Raw genomic sequence first — 22,133 nt, forward strand, 5'->3', positions numbered from 1 at the left:
GGGTGAAAACTCTACTAATTGGGTGTCGAGTTGACACCCCTTCCCGGCTGCGGCCAACGATCAGGCACGACTCGTGACGGGGCCCGCCGGAGCGCACGGAAAAGCAAGCTCGCCTTCGGCATCGCCAAAGCAACTCGGCTTCGCCATCGCCCAAGCAGCTCGCCTTCGGCGTCGCCTGCTCGCCTTCGGCTTCGCTGAAAAAGAACGGGGCGCTGCCAATTGCGGCAGCGCCCCGTTCGCGTTTTCTTGGGGTTAGCAGGTCGGGCGGCACCGGCGCTGGGAGACTGCGTCCAGCAGCACGCCGCGGATGTCCTCCGGGTTCCGGGCCTGGTAGGCCTTGCCGCCACTGGCCGCGGAAATGGCGCGCAGGGCGTCCATGTCCACCTCGTCACCCAAGCCCACCATGATGATCGGGACCGGTTTCGCGGGGTCGGCTTCCCGCTTCAGGGTCTCGATCAGCGCGGCGGTGTCGATCGACGAGACGTCGTCGTTGCGGCCGTCGGTCATCAGTACGACCGAGTTGACCTTCGACGGGTCGTAGCCGGACAGCACGTGCCGATACGCGGCCAGCGTCGTGTCGTTGAGAGCCGTGCCACCGCCGACCAGTCCGGGAAGCTGGGAAGCACCGGCTTCCAGGCGCTTGCGGCGCGTGACACCGGCCAGCGGCTCGCCCAGCGGACCGATCGGCACCAGCTCGATCCAGTCGTTCGGCGGCTTCTTGTCGGTGGAGAACGCCCACAGACCGATCTGCGTGGTGTCCGGGAGCATCGACAGCGCCGTCATGGACGCCTCGGTCGCGGCCTCGACGCGGGTCTTGTTCGTGCCGCCCTTCTCCAGCATCGAGCCGGAGACGTCGATGACGGTGAGCATGCGCATGTCGAGGCTGATGGCGCCCCAAGTGCGGAGGAGCTCGGAGACCTGGTCGGCGTTCGGGGTCTCGATGAGTTTGACGTCGCCTGCTTGGACGCCCTCCACGTCGGTGGACCACTTGGCCGGGGCCGCGCCCTGGACGGTGCGGAAGCCTGCTTCGCCGAAGCGTTTCACGGTGTCCGCTGAGCGCAGGGCCTTTTCGAACTGGGAGGCGGCTTCGCCGATGCCCTCTGGTTCGTTCGGGCGGGAGACCCGGACCAGGGGGTAGTCGAAGGAGATGGTGCCTTCCTTCGGCGGGGCGCCCAGTACGGCGTTGTCCTTGACCGAGCGGTTGTTCGCGACGACCGACTGCTCGGTGGCGGCGAAGAGCGGGGCCTTTTCGGCGTCTGTGGTGACCTTGCCGAAGGAGTCGCGGACTGAGGGGACGGCGCTGCGGCCCACGCGCAGGAGGGTGCCGACCAGTTCTGGCTTGGGGGTGCCGTCGGCGTTGCCGAGCAGCGTTCGGATGACGAAGAGGGAGGCCAGGCCTTCCGAGGTCATCGTCGGGTCGGACATGGAGATTTGGACGCGCGGGTCCACGACCTTGGCCCAGGAGACCTGGGAGACCGGGAAGCCGATCTTGCCCATCGCCTGCTGGGAGCCCGCCATCACCAGCGGGCTGGTGGCCAGGGAGGGCTTGATGTCCAGTTTGGGGGCCTCCGGGCCGGTCTCGGCGGCTTGACGCTGGGCTTCGGCTGCCCACATCGAGGAGTCCGGGATCCAGAGGGAATGGGGGTTGATCTGGGCGGTCGGGAGCTCGTTGGCCACGTCGGCCGCGTTGCGCGACTCGACCTGGACCTGGACGCATCGGCCGTTCACCACCGGTTGGGACCGCTGGTAGTCCTGCGCTGCCGCGTTCACGACATCAAGCGCGGCGGGTGTGACGGCGACCTTCAACGGCAGTGCGCCGGAGCAGTCGGCGCCGCTGGTGACACGCAGTGCCACAACAGTGACGCCTGCCGCCGCTACCACTCCTAGCAGGGCGCCCACGGGGAGAGCGACCCGCCGGAACAGACCGGGGGACGTGTGACGTGCTGACATACAGTTACTGACCTTCGGTCACGTGTTCACTCTTTCGAGTGGCGGGGGAACACTCGGGGGATGCATGAGGATGACATGTGACCCCCAAACGTAGTGAGACGGCGTGACCTGCGTCACTCGTCTGGACGGCCGTATTTGTTCCGGATGAACCGAACAGCGTGAACATGCGTGGTGGGGGTCACCCGCGGGAACCAGGAACCGTGCTCGACCGTTGGGTGCTCAGTACCTGACCAGCGAGCGGTAGGCTGGTCGGACGCGGTATGTGGGTCTTCCACTGCCCGACGCGCAAGTCAGGGAGGGTCGAGGCCGCCCGCCGGCCGTAAGTGCATGGACCGCAAGCGCCTGCTTCGCAACCCGCTGCTGTGGATCGCTGCGGTGTTGCTGCTCTACTTCGTCTTCACCGTGCTCTTCGACGACTCACGGGGCTACCACCCGGTCAAGACGTCCCAAGCCCTTCAACAGGTGCGGGACGGCAAGGTCAAGGAAGCCACGATCGAGGACAAGGAGCAGCGGCTCCGGCTCACCCTCACCGACGGTACGACGTTCGAGGGCAGCAACCGTCTGATCACGCAGTTCCCGGCCAGTGCGACGGATGAGATCTTCAACGTCCTCGACCAGGCCGGCAACAAGCCGACCGTGGAGACCAAGGTCAGCCAGGAGTCCATCCTGATGCAGATCTTGATCTACCTCGTGCCTCTGGGCCTGTTGTTGCTGCTGCTGATGTGGATGATGAACAACGCTCAGGGCGGCGGTAACCGCGTTCTGAACTTCGGCAAGTCCAAGGCCAAGCAGCTGTCCAAGGACATGCCCAAGACGACGTTCGCCGACGTCGCCGGTGCCGAAGAGGCAGTCGAGGAGCTCGAGGAGATCAAGGACTTCCTCCAGAACCCCGGCCGCTACCAGGCACTCGGCGCCAAGATCCCGAAGGGCGTGCTGCTGTACGGCCCGCCGGGAACCGGTAAGACGCTGCTCGCCAGGGCCGTCGCCGGTGAGGCGGGCGTGCCGTTCTACTCGATCTCCGGTTCGGACTTCGTCGAGATGTTCGTCGGTGTCGGTGCCTCGCGTGTTCGTGACCTGTTCGAGCAGGCCAAGCAGAACGCGCCGTGCATCATCTTCGTCGACGAGATCGACGCGGTGGGTCGTCACCGCGGTGCCGGTCTCGGTGGCGGTCACGACGAGCGCGAGCAGACGCTCAACCAGCTGCTCGTCGAGATGGACGGCTTCGACTCGCGCGGCGGGATCATCCTGATCGCGGCGACGAACCGTCCCGACATCCTCGACCCCGCGCTGCTGCGTCCGGGCCGCTTCGACCGTCAGATCCCGGTGTCCGCACCGGACCTGAAGGGTCGCAAGCAGATCCTCCGGGTGCACTCGAAGGGCAAGCCGCTGGCCGCGGACGCCGACCTCGACGGCCTCGCGAAGCGCACCGTCGGGTTCTCCGGCGCCGACCTCGCGAACGTCATCAACGAGGCCGCGCTCCTCACCGCGCGTCAGAACGGGCACGTCATCACGGCGAGCCAGCTCGAGGAGTCGGTGGACCGCGTGATCGGCGGTCCGGCCCGCAAGAGCCGGATCATCTCCGAGAAGGAGAAGAAGATCACCGCGTACCACGAGGCAGGGCACGCCCTGGCCGCGTGGGCGATGCCGGACATCGACCCGGTCTACAAGGTCACGATCCTCGCCCGCGGCCGCACGGGTGGTCACACCCTGTCGGTGCCGGAAGAGGACAAGGACCTGATGACCAGGTCCGAGATGATCGCGCGACTGGTGTTCGCACTGGGTGGCCGTTCCGCCGAGGAGCTCGTCTTCCACGAGCCCACGACGGGTGCGTCCAACGACATCGAGCAGGCGACGAAGATCGCCCGCGCGATGGTCACCGAGTACGGCATGAGCGCGAAGCTCGGTGCGGTCAAGTACGGCCAGGAGCAGGGCGAGCCGTTCCTCGGCCGCTCGGCAGGCCGTCAGGCGGACTACTCGCTCGAGGTCGCGCACGAGATCGACGAGGAGGTGCGCAAGCTCATCGAGGCCGCGCACACCGAGGCGTACGAGGTGCTCAACACCTACCGCGACGTCCTCGACGACCTCACGCTCGAGCTGATCGACAAGGAGACGCTGCACCAGAAGGACCTGGAGCGGATCTTCGCCCGCGTCGAGAAGCGGCCGCGCATCACCCAGTTCAACGACTTCGGTGACCGCACGCCGTCCGACATCCCGCCGGTCAAGACTCCCGGCGAGCTGGCGAAGGAACGCGGAGAGCCGTGGCCGCCGGTCGTGGAGGACACGCTCGACGACGAGCCCGCTGCCGAGGAGCCCGCAGCCGCGGCGCCCACCGAGGAGCTGCCGTCGCCGAACGGTTCCAACGGCGTGCACGCGCCGGCCCAGCCGACGAACCAGGCGGGTCCGCCGAACTACGGCGCCCCTCCCGGATGGACTCCGGCGACGGTGCCCGGCGGCAAGCCGCACAACGTCTGGGAGCCCAAGAAGCCGCAGTCCGACCAGGACGAGCGGCAGTGACAGAGCACCACCAGCTCGGCGCAGACGCCGGTCTCACCCGCAACGGGGAGGCCGGCGTCTCCGCGCGGCGGGTCTTCGACCAGGGGCGCGCGGAGGCGGCGGTGCGCGAGCTCTTGATCGCGTGCGGTGAGGATCCCGAGCGCGAGGGCCTGAAGGAGACACCCGCTCGGGTGGCGCGGGCTTACCGGGAGTTGTTCGCCGGTCTCTACACCGATCCGGACAGCGTGCTGGCGAAGACGTTCGACGAGAGCCACGAGGAACTCGTCCTCGTCACGGACATCCCGATGTTCAGCTTCTGCGAGCACCACCTGCTGCCGTTCCACGGTGTCGCGCACGTCGGGTACATCCCGAACGAGGCCGGCCGGGTCACGGGGCTGTCGAAGCTCGCGCGGCTCGTGGACCTCTACTCGAAGCGGCCGCAGGTGCAGGAACGGCTCACGTCGCAGGTCGCGGACGCGTTGGTGCGCAGGCTCGAACCGCGCGGCGTGATCGTCGTGATGGAGGCCGAGCACCTGTGCATGGGCATGCGCGGAGTGCGCAAGCCCGGTTCGCGCACGACGACGTCGGCGGTGCGCGGGCTGCTGCGCACGTCCGCCTCGTCGCGCGCGGAGGCGATCGAGCTGATCAGGGGCCGGTTGCGGTGAAAGGTCTGCCCAAGCCCGGTCGGTGCGTCGTGATGGGCGTGCTGAACGTGACTCCCGACTCGTTCTCCGATGGTGGCCGGTACCTGAACCGGGAGGCCGCGGTCGCGCACGGCGTCGAGCTGCACAAGCGCGGTGCCGACCTGGTCGACGTCGGTGGCGAGTCCACCAGGCCCGGTGCTTCACGGGTGGAGTCGTCGGAGGAGATCGCCCGCGTCGTCCCGGTGATCCGCGCGCTGGTCGCCGAGGGCGTGCCGGTCAGCGTCGACACCATGCACGCCGCCGTGGCGTCGGCCGCGCTGGAGGCCGGGGCGTCGATCGTGAACGACGTGTCCGGCGGCCTCGCGGATCCGGACATGACTCGCGTGGTCGCCGCGGCCGGTGTGCCGTACGTGCTGATGCACTGGCGTGGGCACAGCACGGAGATGGACTCCCTCGCGCAGTACGACGATGTCGTGTCAGACGTGCGCGACGAGCTGCTGCAGCGCGTCGAGGCCGCTGTGGCCGCGGGCATCGCGGAGTCGTCGATCGTGCTCGACCCCGGGCTGGGGTTCGCGAAGCTCGGCGACCACAACTGGGAGCTGTTGCAGCGCCTGGACGAGCTGGTCGAGCTGGGCTTCCCGGTGCTGGTCGGGGCGTCGCGCAAACGCTTCCTCGGTCAGCTGCTCGACAACCGTCCACCGGACGGCAGGGAGGACGCGACCGCGGCGGTGTCTGCTCTGGCTGCGTTCAACGGAGCGTGGGGTGTGCGGGTGCACGACGTCGACCGGACCTTGGACGCGGTCGCCGTCGCCGGTGCGTGGAGGCGGGGACATGGCTGATCGAATCGCGTTGACGGGCCTGCGGGTGCGCGGCAACCACGGCGTTTTCGAGCACGAGAAGCGCGACGGCCAGGAGTTCGTCGTCGACATCACGCTGTGGCTGGACCTCTCGTCCGCCTCGCGCACCGACTCGTTGGCGGAGACCTATCACTACGGCGAGCTCGCCGAGATGGCCGCCAAGATCATCGGTGGCGAGCCGTGCGACCTCATCGAGACGGTGGCCGGCCGGATCGCGGACGCGGCGATGACGGACACGCGGCTGCACGCGGTCGAGGTGACGCTGCACAAGCCGTCCGCGCCGATTCCGCTGACGTTCGACGACGTGTCGGTGACGATCCGCCGCTCGCGCCGGTTGGCGGCGCCACTTAAGGAACCAAGGTGAGCCGCGCGGTCCTGTCTATCGGCTCGAACCTCGGTGACCGGTTCGCCTTTCTGCAGTCGGTGGTGGACGGGCTTTCCTCTTACGTGGTGGCGGTGTCGCCCGTCTACGAAACGGCCGCGTGGGGTGTGGAGGACCAGCCGGACTTCCTCAACGCCGTGGTGATCGTCGACGGCGAGGGGATCGACGAGTGGGACTGGCTGCGTCGCGGTCAGGCTCTGGAGAACGCCGCCGGGCGCGTGCGGGAGAAGCGCTGGGGACCGCGCACGTTGGACGTGGACGTGGTTTCGGTGGACGGGGTGACCTCGGACCACCCGGACCTGCTTCTGCCGCATCCTGGGGCGTTTGAGCGCGCAACAGTCCTCATCCCGTGGCTCGACGTCGAACCGGACGCGGTGCTGCCGGGCCACGGGCCTGTTGCCGCGCTGGGTTTTTCGTCGGAAGGCGTGCGGCGACGTGACGATCTCGTGCTTTCGGGTTGGATGGACTCGTGAGGTTCACCCGTCCTCGTGATCTGGCGACGATCGCGATCATCGCCGGCCTGCTGACGCACCTGGTGCTGCGGCTGGCGTACGACTCGCTGCCGCCGTTGCCGCGCGCCGCCGGTTCGACGTTGCTCGCCATCGGGGCCGCGGAGGTGTGGCTCGCGTTCTCGTTGCGGGCTCGCATCCAGCATCGGCCCGGTGCTCGGCCGGTGCAGCCGCTCACCGCGGCCCGTGCGGTCGCGCTGGCCAAGGCCTCCTCGGTTTTGGGCGCGTTGATGTTCGGTGCCTGGGCCGGCTTGCTGATCTACACCATCCCCGTTCGCGACGAGTTCGCCGCGGCCGGAAACGACCTGTTCGCGGCCGTGATCGGGATGGTTTCGGCGATCGGCTTGACGGCTGCCGCGCTGTGGTTGGAGCACTGTTGCAAGACGCCCACGGAGACTCCCGGGAAGGATTAGATACCCGGCCGTAGGTCTCAGTCGCATAACTTGGCGGTACCGTAGTGCCCATGACCGGGCGAGGCGCGTCGGCTGACGACGAGCAAGAAGATCACGGTCGTGGCACCGGGCGATTGCTGTTAGTAGCGGCATTGGCGCTCGCCTTGGTGGCTGCGGCGGTGCTCGTGCTGAGCGACAGCGCCCGCATGCTGCGTCTTGCCGTGGTGGCCGCGTTGTGGGCGGCTCTGGTCGGCGCCTTCCTCGCCGCCAAGTACCGCAAACAGGTCACCGAACGTGACGACGAGGTGGCCGACCTCCAGTCCGTGTACGAGCTGGAGCTGGAGCGCGAGGTCGCCGCCCGCCGCGAGTACGAGCTGGAGATCGAGTCCGAGACCCGCAAGCGGATCGAGGAGGAGTCGCGCGCGGACATCGAGGCCCTGCGCGCCGATCTGCACGCGTTGCGCGACAACCTCCAGGCACTGCTGGGTGGTGACGTCCTCGTCGAACGCGTGGCACTGCGCGCCGAGTCGACCCGCCTGCGCTCCCTGGCCTCCGACGCCGCCCGCCTGGCCGCGCTGCCGGAGAACCGCATCATCACCGCCAAGCCCGCGATCACGGTGTCGTCGTCCTCGTCGGCCGAGAAGCCTTCCGAGCGCACCGAGCTGATCGAGCGCGTCGCCCACGACGCCAAGGTGCAGCCGCCGCGCCGCGAACCGGCCCGCCCCGAGCCCACGCGCCCGGAGCCGACCCGCACCTCGCCGCGCCCGCAGCCCGCCGTCGTGCGCCGCGAGCCGGTGAAGGCCGTGAAGCAGGAACCGGCCCGCCCGCAGCAGCGCCCCGCCGGCGGTGGAGTGGCCGCGCGGCTCGGTGGCCTCGCACCCCAGGTGGCCCAGCCGCCGACGGTGAAGGCCCCGCCGGTGCAGCCTCAGCCGGTGCAGGCGCAGGTCAACCGCACCGAACGCGTGCCGCGCCCGCAGCCCCAGAACCGCACCGACGCGCTGTCCCGCCCGGCCGACCCGCCCAAGGCGCCGGCTGCCGTCGCGAAGGCCGTCGAGACCCGCAAGCCCGAACCTCGCTCCCGCGTGGCCGAGCGCACGGAGATGATCAACCCCGCCGCGCTCGCCGACTCGCGCGCCACCGCCACCGGTGGAGGCCGCCGCCGTGCCGACGATCGCCCGGCTCCGGCTCCCGAGCAGAACAGCGGTTCGTGGGAGACCTTGAAGCCTTCGAGCGAGCCGTCCTCCAGCGGCCGCCGCCGCGCGGACGACGACCTCCCGCGCGAGGAGTCGCGCCGCACCCGGTCGGAGGACTCGTTCACGTCGCTGCCGCCCGTTGGCCGTCGTTCCGCGGAAAGCGCGCCGCGTGGCCGGTCGGAAGACTCGTTCACGTCGTTGTCTCCGGTGGGTCGTCGTTCCGCGGAAAGCGCGCCGCGTGAGGAGCCACGTCGTCGGTCGGAGGACTCGTTCACGTCGTTGTCTCCTGTCAGCCGTCGCGCTGCCGACAGCGCGCCGCGCGAGGAGTCGCGCCGCACCCGTTCCGAGGACTCGATCGTCTCGTTGTCGCCGGTCAGCCGCCGCAGCGCCGAGCAGTCGTCGGCCCGCCTGCCCGTCGTGCCGACCGGGCGCCGGACCGCGGACGAGCCGTCGGTGTCCGGTCGCCGGGTTGCTGAAGACTCGTCGACGCGCCTGCCCGCGGTCTCCACCGGCCGCCGGGCCGCGCCGGAGGACCCGTCGGGTGCGCACGCGGACGGCAAGTCGGTGAGCGAGCTGCTGGCGTCGCTCGGTGGAGGCGACGCGCCTCGTCGCCGTCGTCGCCGCGACGAGTAGCCCCTACTTGTCGATGTCCCCGACGATCACGGCGAACGAGCTCAGCACCGCCGGCAGGTCGTCGACCTTCGTGCCGGGCAACAGCGCCGACAACGCCTGAACGTTGTTGAACGACGGCGTGCGCAGCTTCAGGCGCCACGGCGTCTTCTCGCCACGCGACGACAGGTGCACGCCTGATGTCCCGAGCGGTGCCTCGACGCGCGTGTAGACCGAACCCTCGGGTGCCTTGATGGCCTTGGGCAGCCGGAGGTTCACCGGTCCCGACGGCAGCTGTTCCAAACAGGACGACGCCAACGCGATCGACAACCGTGCCTCGTCCAGAAGGCACCGCACGCGCGCGGCGGCGTCGCCCTCACTCCGGACGACGGGCTCGAACGTCAACGACTTGTAGGCGGGCAACGGGTCGTCACGCCGCAGGTCGAAGTCGACCCCGCTGGCCCGCCCGATCGGCCCTGTCACCCCGTACGCCAACGCATCGGCGTGCGGAAGAACTCCAAGCCCTTCCAGTGCAGCGAAATCGATCGCGAGCGACGAAACGTCCACAGTGGACAAGAAAGACGCGACCCGCGAGGTCCATCCCGCCGGGACGTCCTCGCGCAGCCCGCCGATCCGGTTGAACATGAAGTGGATCCGGCCGCCGGAAGCCTCTTCCATCAACGACTGCACGCCCTCGCGGTACACGGCGGCGTTGGGGGACAACGGAGTCAGGAACACCATGTGCGCCATCAGCCGGTTGAGCTCGCACAACAACGCGCGCAGCCATTGGGCGCGGGCGGGGACGTCCATGCCCGTCATGCGTTCGACGGCCAGCGCTACGGCGAGTTCGTTGCAGAAGGCGGAGAGCCAGTCGTGGCGGTTGGCGAGCGTGAGGACCTGGCGGTAGTCGCGGACCTCGAACAGCTTCTCGGCGCCGCGGTGCAGGTGGCCCACCAGAGGCTCGGCCGCCGTGATCACCAACTCGGGTGTGACGGTCAGGCGCAGGCGGTAGGCGCCGTGGGCCGACGGGTGCAGTGGGCCCAGGTCGATCACGCGGTCGACGCCCAGGTACTGGGCGCCCGCGCCCACGCCGACGGTGATCTGCTCGCTCACCCGAGCATGGTTTCACGCCAGGACGAGCGGGAACTCGCTCGGTCGTGTCCTACGCCTCGTGGCGCGACGCCGGGTGAGACCGCGGCCTATGACCTCGTGATCGCGAAGAAGAAGCATCCGTGCGAGAGGCTGCGGATCTGGAGCGAGTCGACCTCCGGGTTGTTGAACAATCCTTCGATCGCACGATCGAACGATCCCGGCTCCACCACCTCGCCGTCGCTGATCTGACCCGCGGCGTTGTAGGAACGCAGGATCCGGGGATTGTTCAACAATTCGACGGGGAGACGATCCAACGAGGGCTCGTCCGGGCACTCCACGTGGAGGAAGATCGGGCCGACCTCCTCGTACGGACCCTTGCCCGACGAAGGCGAGTAGCGGCACAGCCAGACCGGCTCGTCGGCCCGCGACTTCCGCAGGCAGCACCGCAGCGGCACGCCGGGTTCGGAGGCGAGGTACTCGCGGCCGGGGTCGGAGAAAGCGGCTTCTGGCGAGACGTTGTGGATTCGCATACCGAGAACGATCGTCGTCAGCACGAGGGAAAGCTGGCGGGAATCGGACGCCAGGGCGGCAACGCAGGCAGCAGGTCCGAGACGTCCACCCCGTTCCCCTGCAACAGCCAGCCGAACGCGCCCAGACCGCGTGGATCCCGCAGTTCGGCGATCCGGCCGGCTCGAGCGGCCGACTCCAGCCACTCCCACCCGGAACCGGAAACAGAACCGGTCAATCCCAACTCCGCCAACGCATCCCGCTGCGACACCAGCACGAAGTCCCCACCGGCAGCCGCAGCGCACGCGTCCAAAGCCACGTGCGCGGTGATGTCGCACGACCCGTCGAACACCGGCGGAACCTGACGCCCGTCCCGGTACCCGGTCAGCGTGAACCGCCGCGACGACACCAGATGCCCGTAGTCGATCGCCAAAGCGGCCCCGCGCACCGACGACACCGCGGCAGCCCAGGCAGCGTCGCGCGGCGCACCCACTTCGGCCTGTTCGCCCGATCCCAAAGAAGGCCACCATCGGGTGATCCACGGATCGGCGGAAGGCCCGGTCACGACAGGGCACGGGATCGAGTCGAGCCACTCGTGCCCGACCAGCAGCCCGACACACGACGGCACCGACGAAACCCAGCGAACTCCCGGCAGTGGGACAGGAGGCCCGAGCTCGACGGCCGTGACCCGCAACCGCGAAGCCAGCGATCCGGAGGCCTGGGACCGAACGGCGAAAGCCAGCTCACCACCGCCGGCGCCCACGTCCACGAAGTCCAGGACCTCGGGAAACCCCAGCGAAGCGTCCACTCGCGACAACAGCTCCAGCAACGCGGAAGCCAGCTCAGGCCCGACCAGAGGAGAGGTCCGGAAGTGCGAGGACGGCTTCTCCCCGCGGGCGAAGAAGCCGGAAGGCCCGTAAAGAGCGGCGTGCCAAGCGGCTTCCCAGTCGAACATCCGTCAAGTGTGCATCTAAGGTCATTTCCCGTGAACGACGCCGACCTCACGCCGACGCCGACCCGCAAGCGCATCGAGCAGCGCCGCTGGACCGTCCTGTTCCCCGTCGTGGGCCTGATCGCCCTGGCAGCGGCGGGTCTCGTGCTGTTCGCGCTGGGCACGTCGGCCATCGGCGTCGAGCCGATCCTCGTCGGCGCGGCCGCCGCGCTGATCCCGGTCGCCGTGGTGGTCAGCGCGTTCCTGTGGATCGACCGCTGGGAACCCGAACCGGCGAAGATGCTGCTCTTCGCGTTCTTCTGGGGCGCGTGCGGCGCGACGATCACCTCGCTCGCGTTCAACCAGACCGCGCTCGTGGTCGGCAACATCCTCACCCACGGCGAAGGCGGCATCATCCAGGGCGTCATCAGCGCGCCGGTGGTGGAGGAAGCGACCAAGGCCGTGTTCCTGCTGGCCGTGTTCCTGCGGCGGCGGCACGAGTTCGACGGCGTCGTCGACGGCATGGTCTACGCGGGCATCACCGCGGCGGGCTTCGCGTTCACCGAGAACATCCTGTACTTCGGCAGGGTCTTCGCGCAGCACGGGTTCGGCGACCTGAAGACCGGTGTGGTCGCGTTGTTCGTGCTGCGCGGGGTGCTCACGCCGTTCCTGCACCCGTTGTTCACGTGCATGACCGGCATCGGGGTCGGCATCGCCGCGAGCACCAGCCACGCCGCCACGCGCATCATCGCGCCGATCCTCGGCTACCTGGCCGCCGTCGTGATGCACGCCGGGTGGAACGCGACGGCCACGTTCGGCGACGGCGCGGTGCTGATCAACTTCTACTTCCTGGTCATGGTCCCGCTGTTCGCGGGCGGCATCGCGATGGTGGTCTGGCAGCGCCGCCGGGAGCAGCGGGTCGTCGCGGGGCAGCTGGCCGCGATGGCGCAGAACAGGTGGATCGCCAACAGCGAGGTGGCGTTGCTGGCGAGTCTCGAAGGCCGCAGGAACTGGCTGCGGGCCGTGAAGCGGAAATCCGGTGACGCGGCGGTCAAGGCCGTGCGCGCCTACCAGAACGCGGTCACCGAACTTGCCTTCCTCCGCCACCGCATCGAACAGGGAACGGCTGGTCAGAGCGCGGAACAGCGGCACGGTGTGCTGCTCGACGCGTTGCACGCCGCCAGGTCGGCTGCCCGCGGGTGAGTCCTGTCACCGACCGGCCTCAAGCCAGGATCGGCGGGATTACCCTCGGCGACGTCGTCTGGTACCCGCACTAGGGACTGGAACGTCACGAAGGAGTTAGTCGCATGGACGCGACCCCACGTCCGGCCAGGCTCGCCGTCGGTGTCATCTCGGCAGGCCGCGTCGGTTCGGTGCTGGGCGCCGCGCTGGCCAGGACGGGTCACGTGGTGGTCGGCACGTCCGCCGTCTCCCAGGCCTCCCGCAACCGCGCGGAACAGCTGCTGCCCGGTGTCCCGATCGAGGACCCGACCGAGGTCGCCCAGCGCGCCGACCTGGTGCTGCTGGCCGTGCCGGACGACGAGCTCCCCGGCCTGGTCAAGGGCCTCATCGCCACCGACAGCCTGCGCGCGGGCCAGATCATCGTGCACACCAGTGGCGCTCAGGGCGTGAAGGTCCTCGAACCCGCCGCCGAGCTCGGCGCGTTGACGCTCGCCCTGCACCCCGTCATGACCTTCACCGGCCGCGAGGAAGACCTCCAGCGGATGCGCGCGGCGTGCGTCGGCGTCACGGCCGCGGACGGCGACGAGGTGGCGTGGAGCGTCGGCGAGGCCCTGGTCGTGGAGATGGAGGCGGAGCCGATCCGGGTCCCGGAGGCCGTCCGCCCGCTCTACCACGCGGCACTGGCCCACGGCGCGAACCACCTGATCACGCTGGTCCGCGACGCCGCCGACCTGCTCACGAACGCGGACATCCCCAACGCGGAGAGGTTGCTCGGCCCGTTGCTGTCCGCGGCGCTCGACAACGCCCTGCGCCACGGTGACCGCGCCCTCACCGGTCCTGTCGCCCGAGGCGACACGGGTACCTTGCGCAAGCACCTCGGCGTGCTTGCCGACCAGGCACCCGAGATCCTGCCCGGCTACCGCGTGCTCGCCAGGCGCACGGCCGACCGGGCAGAGCGCTCCGGGCTGCTCAAGCCCGACGCGGCCAACGACGTTCGCACCACTCTCGAGGACTGACGTGACCAAGCCACTGACCAAGGACGACTACCGCCCGGACGACGTCACGGTGCACCGCGACCCCGAGCGGCTGAACCGGGTCATCAGGGCGTTGCGCGGTGCCGGCCGCAATGTCGCGCTGGTGCCCACGATGGGTGCGCTGCACGCGGGCCACCGGCAGCTGATCCGCGAGGCCAAGGTCATGCAGAACACGGTGATCGTGGTGTCGATCTTCGTGAACCCGCTGCAGTTCGGTCCCAACGAGGACTTGGCCAAGTACCCGCGCCAGTTCGAGTCCGATGTGGACATCTGCCGCGAGGAGCGCGTCGGCATCGTCTTCGCGCCGTCCGTCGAGGACATGTACCCCGAGGGCGCGCAGGTGACCGTCCACCCAGGCCCGCTGGGCGACGAGCTGGAAGGCGCGTCCAGGCCCGGTCACTTCGCCGGTGTGCTGACGGTCGTGTCGAAGCTGTTCAACATCGTGCAGCCCACGTACGCGGTGTTCGGGCAGAAGGACTACCAACAGCTGCAGCTGATCCACAAGATGGCGCGGGACCTCAACTTCCCGCTCGACGTCGTCGGCGTGCCGACCGTCCGCGAGCACGACGGCCTCGCGCTGTCGTCGCGCAACGCGTACCTGAACGAGGAACAGCGCCACCACGCCGTCACGCTGTCGGCCGCGCTGACCGCCGGTGCGCACGTCAGCGCTCAGGGCGCCGACGCGGTGCTCAAGGCCGCGCACGACGTGCTGGCGCAGGTGCCCGAGATCGAGCTCGACTACCTGGAGCTGCGCGGAGCCGACCTCGGTCCCGCGCCGGAGAACGGCGACGCGCGCCTGCTCGTGGCGGCCCGCGTCGGTTCCACCCGCCTGATCGACAACATCGCGGTGTTGCTCGGCGAAGGCGACGAGTAGGGGGATGTGGTCATGTTCCGCACGATGCTGAAGTCCAAGATCCACCGGGCCACCGTGACGCAGGCGGACCTGCACTACGTCGGCTCGGTGACGGTGGACGAGGACCTGATGGAGGCCGCCGACCTGCTGGCGGGCGAGCAGGTCGCCATCGTCGACGTCACCAACGGCGCGCGGCTGGAGACCTACGTCATCCCCGGTGAGCGCGGCACCGGCGTGCTGGGCATCAACGGCGCGGCGGCGCACCTCGTGCACCCCGGCGACATCGTGATCCTGATCGCGTACGGGCAGATGGACGACGCCGAGTCGCGCACCTACCAGCCGCGGGTCGTCTTCGTGGACGCCGACAACAAGGTCGTCGACCTCGGTGCGGACCCAGCGCACGCCCCCGAGGGGTCCGGTCTGGTGAACGGCTCCACCAGTGCGCCGTCTTCTGAGACCGTTGAGGCGACCGCGCTCGACGCGCTGATCCAGGCCGAGAACTGAGGAATCACACCGTGCTGCTCGCCATTGACGTCGGCAACACCAACATCGTGCTCGGTCTGTACGACGGGGTCGGCGACAAAGCCCCGCTCGTGCGCGACTGGCGGATGCGCACCGACGCCAGGATGACCGCCGACGAGCTCGCGCTGACCATGCGCGGCATGTTCGGCGAGTACGCGGACAAGATCACCGGCATCTCCGCGCTGTCCACCGTGCCCGCGGTGCTGCGCGAGCTGCGGGTGATGCTCGGCCGCTACTACGACGCGGTGCCGAAGATCCTGGTCGAGCCGGGCGTGAAGACGGGCGTCCCGCTGCTCGTGGACAACCCGAAGGAGGTGGGCTCGGACCGCGTGATCAACACGCTGGCCGCGCACCACCTCTACTCGACCTCGTGCATCGTCGTCGACTTCGGCACGTCCACGAACCTCGACGTGATCTCGTCGCGCGGCGAGTTCCTGGGCGGTGCTTTGGCACCCGGCATCGAGATCTCGGTGGACGCACTGGCCGCCCGTGCCGCCCAGCTGCGCAAGGTCGAGCTGGTCAGGCCGCGCAACGTGATCGGCAAGAACACCGTCGAGTGCCTGCAGTCCGGCATCGTCTGGGGCTTCGTCGGCCAGGTGGACGGGCTCGTCCGCAAGATCACCGAGGAGCTCCAGCAGACCGACCCCGGACCCGTGACGGTGATCGCCACGGGTGGTCTCGCACCGCTGGTCGTGTCGGAGTCCTCGACGATCGCGCACCACGTGCCCGACCTGACCCTGCTGGGGTTGCGGCTCGTGTTCGAGCGCAACATGCCTAGTCGCTGACGCGAACCATCCGGAAGACCTCACTGCGCAAGGGGACGTCGAACGGTCCGTTCGACGTCTCCGGGCGCTCCCGGAGGAACGCGAGCATCTTCTCGTTGATCGCGGCTCGCTCCTCGTCGTCGATGACGAGCATGCGCGAGTACGTGTTGGTCGCGGCGACGAGTGCTTCCGGCGACTCCCTGCGGTACGCGTGCGGGAACGTCTTCTGCTCCACCGGGCCGAACAACGGGTGCGTCATGACGCCCGTCGGGTCGCCCCGTCGCGACTCCACACTGGACGCGGACACCTGCTCGAACTCCGCCAGCCACTCCGCGCTGCTGTTGTCCTGCTCGATCCACATGGCCGCCAGCACGCCACCGGGCCGCAGCACGCGGGCGATCTCCGGCAGCGCCTTGCTCTGGTCGAACCAGTGGAACGCGGTGCCGACGAACACGGCGTCGACAGTGCCGTCAGGAACCGGGATGTGCTCTGCGTGGCCCGGTAGCGCGCGCACGTCGTGAACGCGGCGCACGAGCTCGGACAGCATCTGCTCGTTGGGCTCCACGGCTGTCACGCGGTGGCCTTCCGCGACCAGGCCCGCGGTCAGCTTGCCGGTGCCGGCGGCGAGGTCGAGCACGTCCAACCGCTCCGCGCTGCCTAGTGGCTCCAGTGCCCACCGGATCGCCGCCACGGGATAGTCAGGCCGGTGTTCGGCGTAGGCACGGGCCTGCGCGCCGAACGAGTCCGCTCGCCTCGCGTGTAGATCCATCGCCCCAACCTAGTTCGTGGCCCCTTGTCCAGAATGGCCTGGTCTGGTTCCGGGGACCTGGTTCGCGAGGAAGCGCAGCTCGAAACGGGTATCCGGTTCGCTTTGACACAACCGCCTTCCGTACCCTTCTCCGCGTGAGTGAGCAGCCGAAGCAAAACCTCGTGACCAGCGAAGAAGACCTGCCAGAGCAGATGCGCGTGCGCCGGGAGAAGCGTGCGCGGCTGCTCGCTTCCGGCAAGGAGCCCTATCCCGTCGAAGTCGCGCGCACGCACACGTTGCGCGAGATTCGCGACGCACATCCCGAACTCGAACCCGACACGCAGACCGGCCAGATCGTCGGAGTGACCGGGCGCGTGATGTTCATGCGCAACACCGGAAAGCTGTGCTTCGCGACGTTGCGCGAAGGCGACGGCACCGAACTGCAGGCGATGCTGAGCCTCGCCGGTGTGGGTGAGGAAGCACTTTCCGAGTGGAAGACGGACGTCGACCTCGGCGACCACGTTTTCATCCACGGTGAGGTCATCAGCTCGCGCCGCGGCGAGCTTTCCGTGATGGCGGACGAGTGGAAGCTGACGTCGAAGTCGCTGCGCCCGTTGCCGACCCTGCACCAGGAACTCGGCGAGGAAACCCGCATTCGTCAGCGATACGTCGACCTCATCGTGAGGCCGATGGCGCGCGACACCGTTCGGACCCGCGCGAACGTCGTTCGTTCTCTGCGCGACTCGTTCCACCGGCGTGGATTCCTCGAAGTCGAGACGCCGATGTTGCAGTCGCTGCAGGGTGGTGCGTCCGCGCGTCCGTTCATCACGCACTCGAACGCGCTCGACATCGACCTGTTCCTGCGCATCGCGCCGGAGCTGTACTTGAAGCGCTGCGTCGTCGGTGGCATCGAGAAGGTCTTCGAGATCAACCGGAACTTCCGCAACGAGGGCGTGGACTCGTCGCATTCGCCCGAGTTTTCGATGCTCGAGTACTACGAGGCCTACGCCACGTACGACACGAACGCGAAGCTGACTCGCGAGCTCATCCAGGAAGCCGCCGAGGCCGTGACGGGATCTCAGATCGTCACGTTGGCGGACGGCACTGAGTACGACCTGTCGGGTGAATGGACGACGATCAGCATCTACGAGTCGTTGTCCGGGGCCGTTGGTGAGGAAATCACCCCCGAGACGCCTGCCGAGGTGCTTCGCAAGCTTTGTGACCGCCACGAACTCGAGGTCAACCCGAAGTTCGGGCACGGCAAGCTCGTCGAGGAGCTGTGGGAGCACCTGGTGTGCGACTCGCTCTACCTGCCCACCTTCGTGCGCGACTACCCGGTGGAGACGTCCCCGCTGACCAGGCAGCACCGCACCAAGCCGGGTGTCGCCGAAAAGTGGGATCTGTACGTCCGCGGATTCGAACTCGGAACCGGTTACTCCGAACTGGTGGACCCGGTGATCGAGCGGGAACGCCTCGAAGCGCAGGCCCGTCTTGCCGCGGCCGGTGACAACGAGGCCATGCCGGTCGATGAAGACTTTCTGCGATCACTGGAGTACGGAATGCCACCGAGTGGTGGTGTCGGAATGGGTATCGATCGGCTGCTGATGGCCCTCACGGGTCTGGGTATCCGGGAGACCATCTTGTTCCCGCTCGTTCGCCCTGAATGAGTAACTTTCCGGATGTCGATAGGTGCAATGTGGCACCTGTGCGCTAACCTGCGTCGCAGAAGGCTTTAGTTGGCGACGCGGGTGCACCGCGCATTCGGGGTCCAGGAGGATACGCATGGCGCAGAAGGTCACCGTGACCCTCGTCGACGACCTGGACGGCTCCACTGCGGAGGAGACCGTCGAGTTCGGACTGGATGGTGTCGCGTACACGATCGACCTTTCCTCGGGCAATGCGGGCAAACTGCGGGACGCTCTTGCCGACTTCGTCGGTGGTGCACGTCGCGCGGGTGGTCGTAAGCGTGTTGGTCCAGGTCGTCCGGCGGGTGTGAAGGCGCGCCCGGCATCGGCGGATCGTGAGCAGAACCAGGCCATTCGAGAGTGGGCCCGCAAGCAGGGCATGAAGGTGTCGGATCGCGGCCGGATCCCGGCCGAGGTGCTCGACGCCTACCACCAGCAGGGCTGAAATTCGTTAAAGCACGAAGGGGTTCCGGGGATGATTCCCGGAACCCCTTCGTGTTTTCTGTGACTGATCAACTACTCACGGCACGAAGTTGGTCGGTCCAAACGAAATTAGTTGACCTAACAACTGGGTTTGCCGAATATTGCGGCCCGATCTTCCTTCGTTCTTCCGTCTTGGTTGTGACCAGAACCGCGTACCTGCACGCCCGCTGCCCTGCGTAGTTCGGTTAGGCTTGCCTGTCTTCAGCCGCAGCTAGGAGGGTGGGCCTTGGGTCGTAGGTCGTTCGGCCTGCTCTTCCTGCTGATCGTGTTGGTCGCCGTGGCGCTGGCGAGCATCGCGATCGGCTCGAAGGAGATCCCTCTGTCGGGGGTGTGGCACGGGCTCTTCACGCCGACCGGGGTGGAGGACGACGTGGTGATCCGCGAGCTGCGGATCCCGCGGACGTTGCTCGGCATCGCGGTCGGCATCGCACTCGGCGTCGGCGGCGCCCTGATGCAGGGCCACACGCGCAACCCGCTGGCCGACCCCGGCATCCTCGGCGTCACGCACGGCGCCGCGCTGGCGGTCGTGCTCTCGATCTTCCTGTTCGGCGTCTCGTCGCTGGTCGGCTACATCTGGTTCGCGTTCGCCGGCGCGCTGATCGCGAGCGTGGTGGTGTTCCTGCTCGGCTCGGCGGGGCGGGGTGGTCCGTCCCCGGTGACGCTGGCGCTGGCCGGCGCGGCGGTGTCGGCGCTGATGCACGGCCTGGTGTCGGCGATCGTGCTGATCGACCAGCAGTCGCTCGACGCGTTCCGGTTCTGGCAGGTCGGGGCGATCGCCGGACGCGACCTGTCGGTGTTGCTCCAGGTGCTGCCGTTCCTGGTCGTCGGGCTCGTGGTCGCCGCTTTCAACGCGCCTGGGCTCAACGCGCTGTCGCTGGGCGAGGACGTGGCCAAGTCGTTGGGCGTGCGCGTCGGGACGACCCGGTCGTTGGGCATCGTCGCGATCACGCTGCTGGTGGGCGGTGCTGTCGCCGCGTGCGGGCCGATCGGGTTCCTCGGTCTCGTGGTGCCGCACATGGCGCGCGCGTTCACCGGACCGGACTACCGCTGGATCCTGCCGTACTCGGCGCTGCTCGGAGCGGCTCTGCTCCTGATCGCCGACATCGCCGGCCGGGTCATCGCCCGTCCGTCCGAAGTGGAGGTCGGCGTGATGCTGGCGCTGCTCGGCGCGCCGTTCTTCATCTACCTGGTGCGCCGCAAGAGGCTGGTGAAGATTTGACCGCGACCGCGCTCAGGGTGGGCGCCACCTCGTTCAAGCTGCGCCGCCGGCCGCTCGTGGTCGTGGTCGTGGCTTTGCTGCTGCTGGCTGTCGTGCTCGTCGTCGACATCATGATCGGCGACTTCCCGCTGACCGCCGCGCAGGTGGTCGACGCGTTGTTCGGGGGTGGGACCCGGCGGGACCAGTTCGTGGTGAACGAGCTGCGGTTGCCGCGGGCGCTGACCGGACTGCTGGTCGGTGGGGCGCTGGGGTTGTCCGGGGCGATCTTCCAGGCGATCGTCCGGAACCCGTTGGCTTCGCCGGACATCCTCGGGGTGACGTGGGGAGCCGGTGCCGGTGCGGTCTCGGTGATCACGTTCGCCGGGTCGCTCGGCGTGGTGACCGGCAGTGCTGCCGCTGTAGGGCTGCCGTTGGCAGGGCTCGCTGGTGGGTTGTTCGCCGGGCTGCTCGTTTACGCGTTGGCGTGGCGGCAGGGCATCGAAGGCTTCCGTATGGTGCTGGTCGGCATCGGCATCACCGCCGTGGCCGGCAACTTCACGCACTACCTGCTGACCGTGGGGGACGTGCAGGACGCCGGGCGCGCGATGGTGTGGATCACCGGGTCGCTGAACGGGCGCGGGTGGGAGCACGTCGTGCCCGTTGCGTTGGCGTTGGTCGTGCTGGTGCCTGTCGCGCTTGTCGGCGGGCATGTTCTCGGGGCGCTGCAGTTCGACGACCAGACTTCGCGCGGGCTCGGGGTGCGCGTGAACCTGGCTCGGTCGCTCATGATCGTGGTCGCGATCGTGCTGGCTTCGGTGGCCACGGCCGCTGCTGGGCCGATCGCGTTCGTCGCGCTGGCCACGCCGCAGATCGCTCTTCGGTTGGCTGGGACTGCTCAGCCGCCGTTGTTCGGGTCCGTGGTGATCGGGGGCGTGCTGGTGGTGGTGTCCGATCTCGTTGCGCGGACCGTCTATCGGATCGAGCTTCCCGTCGGTGTGGTCACCGCGGTGCTCGGTGCGCCCTATCTGATGTACCTGCTGGTTCGGAGTCGTCGGGAGGCTCGGGTATGACTGTGCGTCTTGAGGCTTCGTCGTTGTGCGTCGGGTACGGGGAGCGGCTCGTCGTCGACACCCTTGATCTGTCGATCATCGGTGGGACTGTCACCGCTGTGATCGGGCCCAACGGGTGTGGGAAGTCGACGCTGTTGAAGGCTTTGGGACGGTTGCTGCCTGCTCGGTCCGGGGCTGTCCTGCTGGACGGCAAGGCGATCGATCGTCTGGCTACCCGGGATGTCGCTCGGGTGTTGGGGATGTTGCCTCAGGCTCCGTCTGCTCCTGAGGGGCTGACTGTGGCGGATCTGGTGGCTCGGGGGCGGCATCCTCATCAGGCCTGGTATCGGCAGTGGTCTTCTGAGGATGCGGCTGCTGTTGATGCTGCTCTGGCCATGACCGGGATTGCTGATCTGGCTGAGCGGACCGTGGATGAGCTGTCTGGGGGGCAGCGGCAGCGGGCTTGGATCTCGATGGCGTTGGCGCAGGGTACGGATCTGTTGTTGCTGGATGAGCCGACTACCTACTTGGACCTTGCTCACCAGATTGATGTGTTGGATCTGGTGCAGGAGTTGCACTTGTCCATGGGGCGGACGGTGGTGATGGTGTTGCACGACCTGAACTTGGCTGCTCGGTATGCGGACAACATCGTTGCCATGAGGGATGGGCGGGTTGTGGCTTCTGGGGTGCCTGCTGAGGTGCTTACTGAGGCTATGTTGCTGGATGTTTTTGGGTTGGATGCTCGGGTTGTTGAGGATCCGGTTTCTGGGACGCCGTTGGTGGTGCCTGTTGGGTCTCGGCATCGGGTGCCGTGATGTTTGGCCGCCTGTCGGCGGGCGCGGTCTGTCCGTAGGTCGTCCCCCGGTTGCGTCGGCGGGTTCCGGTTTCGTGTCCGTGCGTGCTCGCCTTGCCGTTTTAGTGTTCCGGTTGCGTAGCGTTCCCGGCTTGCGTGCTCACGTTCCTGTTGCGTGCTTCCCCTTGGGAGCTCTGCCCCAAACCCCGCCAATCTGATCAGGGGTCCAGCGCTGTGGGTGGGTTGATGGCACGCCTGTTGCT

22 protein-coding genes are annotated in these 22,133 nt (G+C 68.2%); 17 read left to right on the forward strand and 5 right to left on the reverse strand.

Annotation, left to right across the window (positions count from 1 at the left end; genetic code table 11):
- Positions 1 to 252: 252 nt before the first annotated feature.
- Positions 253 to 1,950: a substrate-binding domain-containing protein gene (locus AB0M24_RS46670; RefSeq protein WP_363781490.1), complete on the reverse strand. Its 1,698-nt coding sequence runs from the start codon at positions 1,948 to 1,950 to the stop codon at positions 253 to 255.
- A 327-nt stretch (positions 1,951 to 2,277) separates the two neighbouring features.
- Here AB0M24_RS46670 and ftsH point away from each other — a divergent pair, with 327 nt between their 5' ends.
- The 7 genes from ftsH to AB0M24_RS46705 are packed head-to-tail and all read left to right on the forward strand — an operon-like array spanning position 2,278 to position 9,053.
- A complete protein-coding gene (ftsH, locus tag AB0M24_RS46675) occupies positions 2,278 to 4,464 on the forward strand; it encodes an ATP-dependent zinc metalloprotease FtsH (protein ID WP_363781492.1) in 2,187 nt (728 codons plus the stop codon).
- Positions 4,461 to 5,108, forward strand: a complete 648-nt coding sequence (folE, locus tag AB0M24_RS46680) for a GTP cyclohydrolase I FolE (RefSeq protein WP_363781494.1) — start codon at positions 4,461 to 4,463, stop codon at positions 5,106 to 5,108. The genes ftsH and folE overlap by 4 nt, the downstream gene beginning before the upstream one ends.
- 32 nt (positions 5,109 to 5,140) lie before the next feature.
- A complete protein-coding gene (folP, locus tag AB0M24_RS46685; RefSeq protein ID WP_363781496.1) occupies positions 5,141 to 5,926 on the forward strand; it encodes a dihydropteroate synthase in 786 nt (261 codons plus the stop codon).
- A complete protein-coding gene (gene folB, locus AB0M24_RS46690; RefSeq protein ID WP_363781498.1) occupies positions 5,919 to 6,308 on the forward strand; it encodes a dihydroneopterin aldolase in 390 nt (129 codons plus the stop codon). The genes folP and folB overlap by 8 nt, the downstream gene beginning before the upstream one ends.
- Complete coding sequence (gene folK, locus AB0M24_RS46695; protein WP_363781500.1) at positions 6,305 to 6,799, forward strand: 2-amino-4-hydroxy-6-hydroxymethyldihydropteridine diphosphokinase; 495 nt, start codon at positions 6,305 to 6,307, stop codon at positions 6,797 to 6,799. The genes folB and folK overlap by 4 nt, the downstream gene beginning before the upstream one ends.
- Positions 6,796 to 7,248 (forward strand): DUF3180 domain-containing protein, encoded by a 453-nt coding sequence (locus AB0M24_RS46700; protein ID WP_363781502.1) that lies wholly within the window; start codon positions 6,796 to 6,798, stop codon positions 7,246 to 7,248. Before folK ends, AB0M24_RS46700 begins: the two co-directional genes overlap by 4 nt.
- Positions 7,249 to 7,298: 50 nt before the next feature.
- The gene (locus AB0M24_RS46705) at positions 7,299 to 9,053 is read left to right on the forward strand and encodes a DUF6779 domain-containing protein (RefSeq protein WP_363781504.1); all 1,755 of its coding nucleotides are present in this window, start codon (positions 7,299 to 7,301) and stop codon (positions 9,051 to 9,053) included.
- Between the two features lie 3 nt (positions 9,054 to 9,056).
- Here the strand turns inward: AB0M24_RS46705 and AB0M24_RS46710 are convergent, their stop codons facing one another.
- The 3 genes from AB0M24_RS46710 to AB0M24_RS46720 form a co-directional block, all read right to left on the reverse strand.
- Positions 9,057 to 10,142, reverse strand: a complete 1,086-nt coding sequence (locus tag AB0M24_RS46710; RefSeq protein ID WP_363781506.1) for an NADH-quinone oxidoreductase subunit D — start codon at positions 10,140 to 10,142, stop codon at positions 9,057 to 9,059.
- 86 nt (positions 10,143 to 10,228) lie between these two features.
- On the reverse strand, positions 10,229 to 10,675 hold the full coding sequence (locus tag AB0M24_RS46715; protein ID WP_363781508.1) for a DUF1203 domain-containing protein: 447 nt from the start codon (positions 10,673 to 10,675) through the stop codon (positions 10,229 to 10,231).
- Positions 10,669 to 11,583, reverse strand: coding sequence for an SAM-dependent methyltransferase (locus tag AB0M24_RS46720; protein WP_363781510.1), 915 nt, complete (start codon positions 11,581 to 11,583; stop codon positions 10,669 to 10,671). Before AB0M24_RS46720 ends, AB0M24_RS46715 begins: the two co-directional genes overlap by 7 nt.
- A 30-nt stretch (positions 11,584 to 11,613) precedes the next feature.
- Here AB0M24_RS46720 and AB0M24_RS46725 point away from each other — a divergent pair, with 30 nt between their 5' ends.
- The 5 genes from AB0M24_RS46725 to AB0M24_RS46745 all read left to right on the forward strand — a co-directional run bounded on the left by AB0M24_RS46725 (position 11,614) and on the right by AB0M24_RS46745 (position 15,935).
- Positions 11,614 to 12,762 (forward strand): PrsW family intramembrane metalloprotease, encoded by a 1,149-nt coding sequence (locus tag AB0M24_RS46725; RefSeq protein ID WP_363781512.1) that lies wholly within the window; start codon positions 11,614 to 11,616, stop codon positions 12,760 to 12,762.
- A 104-nt stretch (positions 12,763 to 12,866) separates the two neighbouring features.
- The gene (locus AB0M24_RS46730; RefSeq protein WP_363781514.1) at positions 12,867 to 13,757 is read left to right on the forward strand and encodes a DUF2520 domain-containing protein; all 891 of its coding nucleotides are present in this window, start codon (positions 12,867 to 12,869) and stop codon (positions 13,755 to 13,757) included.
- A gap of 1 nt (position 13,758) precedes the next feature.
- Positions 13,759 to 14,649 carry a pantoate--beta-alanine ligase gene (gene panC, locus AB0M24_RS46735; RefSeq protein ID WP_363781516.1) on the forward strand — a complete coding sequence of 297 codons (891 nt, stop codon included), beginning with the start codon at positions 13,759 to 13,761 and terminating at the stop codon, positions 14,647 to 14,649.
- Between the two features lie 12 nt (positions 14,650 to 14,661).
- On the forward strand, positions 14,662 to 15,132 hold the full coding sequence (panD, locus tag AB0M24_RS46740; RefSeq protein WP_112262627.1) for an aspartate 1-decarboxylase: 471 nt from the start codon (positions 14,662 to 14,664) through the stop codon (positions 15,130 to 15,132).
- A gap of 11 nt (positions 15,133 to 15,143) precedes the next feature.
- Complete coding sequence (locus AB0M24_RS46745; RefSeq protein ID WP_363781519.1) at positions 15,144 to 15,935, forward strand: type III pantothenate kinase; 792 nt, start codon at positions 15,144 to 15,146, stop codon at positions 15,933 to 15,935.
- Here the strand turns inward: AB0M24_RS46745 and AB0M24_RS46750 are convergent.
- Positions 15,925 to 16,683 (reverse strand): class I SAM-dependent methyltransferase, encoded by a 759-nt coding sequence (locus AB0M24_RS46750; protein WP_363781521.1) that lies wholly within the window; start codon positions 16,681 to 16,683, stop codon positions 15,925 to 15,927. The genes AB0M24_RS46745 and AB0M24_RS46750 overlap by 11 nt on opposite strands.
- 191 nt (positions 16,684 to 16,874) lie before the next feature.
- Between AB0M24_RS46750 and lysS the strand changes: the two genes are divergently transcribed.
- The 5 genes from lysS (at position 16,875) to AB0M24_RS46775 (ending at position 21,892) form a co-directional block, all read left to right on the forward strand.
- A complete protein-coding gene (gene lysS, locus AB0M24_RS46755) occupies positions 16,875 to 18,329 on the forward strand; it encodes a lysine--tRNA ligase (protein WP_363781531.1) in 1,455 nt (484 codons plus the stop codon).
- A gap of 115 nt (positions 18,330 to 18,444) precedes the next feature.
- Positions 18,445 to 18,792, forward strand: a complete 348-nt coding sequence (locus AB0M24_RS46760; RefSeq protein ID WP_363781523.1) for an Lsr2 family protein — start codon at positions 18,445 to 18,447, stop codon at positions 18,790 to 18,792.
- 264 nt (positions 18,793 to 19,056) lie between these two features.
- Positions 19,057 to 20,049, forward strand: a complete 993-nt coding sequence (locus AB0M24_RS46765; protein ID WP_363781525.1) for an iron chelate uptake ABC transporter family permease subunit — start codon at positions 19,057 to 19,059, stop codon at positions 20,047 to 20,049.
- Positions 20,046 to 21,098: an iron chelate uptake ABC transporter family permease subunit gene (locus AB0M24_RS46770; protein ID WP_363781527.1), complete on the forward strand. Its 1,053-nt coding sequence runs from the start codon at positions 20,046 to 20,048 to the stop codon at positions 21,096 to 21,098. Before AB0M24_RS46765 ends, AB0M24_RS46770 begins: the two co-directional genes overlap by 4 nt.
- The gene (locus tag AB0M24_RS46775; RefSeq protein WP_363781529.1) at positions 21,095 to 21,892 is read left to right on the forward strand and encodes an ABC transporter ATP-binding protein; all 798 of its coding nucleotides are present in this window, start codon (positions 21,095 to 21,097) and stop codon (positions 21,890 to 21,892) included. Before AB0M24_RS46770 ends, AB0M24_RS46775 begins: the two co-directional genes overlap by 4 nt.
- Positions 21,893 to 22,133: the final 241 nt, after the last annotated feature.

The sequence above is a fragment of the Lentzea sp. NPDC051838 genome (assembly GCF_040681245.1).
GTDB lineage: Bacteria > Actinomycetota > Actinomycetes > Mycobacteriales > Pseudonocardiaceae > Lentzea.

Coding starts and splice junctions, on each gene's coding strand:
- panD (WP_112262627.1), top strand. CDS start 14,662: ATGTTCCGCACGATGCTGAAGTCCAAGATCCACCGGGCCACCGTGACG.
- AB0M24_RS46670 (WP_363781490.1), bottom strand. CDS start 1,950: ATGTCAGCACGTCACACGTCCCCCGGTCTGTTCCGGCGGGTCGCTCTC.
- AB0M24_RS46720 (WP_363781510.1), bottom strand. CDS start 11,583: ATGTTCGACTGGGAAGCCGCTTGGCACGCCGCTCTTTACGGGCCTTCC.
- AB0M24_RS46760 (WP_363781523.1), top strand. CDS start 18,445: ATGGCGCAGAAGGTCACCGTGACCCTCGTCGACGACCTGGACGGCTCC.
- AB0M24_RS46750 (WP_363781521.1), bottom strand. CDS start 16,683: ATGGATCTACACGCGAGGCGAGCGGACTCGTTCGGCGCGCAGGCCCGT.
- AB0M24_RS46775 (WP_363781529.1), top strand. CDS start 21,095: ATGACTGTGCGTCTTGAGGCTTCGTCGTTGTGCGTCGGGTACGGGGAG.
- lysS (WP_363781531.1), top strand. CDS start 16,875: ATGCGCGTGCGCCGGGAGAAGCGTGCGCGGCTGCTCGCTTCCGGCAAG.
- folP (WP_363781496.1), top strand. CDS start 5,141: ATGGGCGTGCTGAACGTGACTCCCGACTCGTTCTCCGATGGTGGCCGG.
- folB (WP_363781498.1), top strand. CDS start 5,919: ATGGCTGATCGAATCGCGTTGACGGGCCTGCGGGTGCGCGGCAACCAC.
- AB0M24_RS46730 (WP_363781514.1), top strand. CDS start 12,867: ATGGACGCGACCCCACGTCCGGCCAGGCTCGCCGTCGGTGTCATCTCG.
- ftsH (WP_363781492.1), top strand. CDS start 2,278: ATGGACCGCAAGCGCCTGCTTCGCAACCCGCTGCTGTGGATCGCTGCG.
- AB0M24_RS46705 (WP_363781504.1), top strand. CDS start 7,299: ATGACCGGGCGAGGCGCGTCGGCTGACGACGAGCAAGAAGATCACGGT.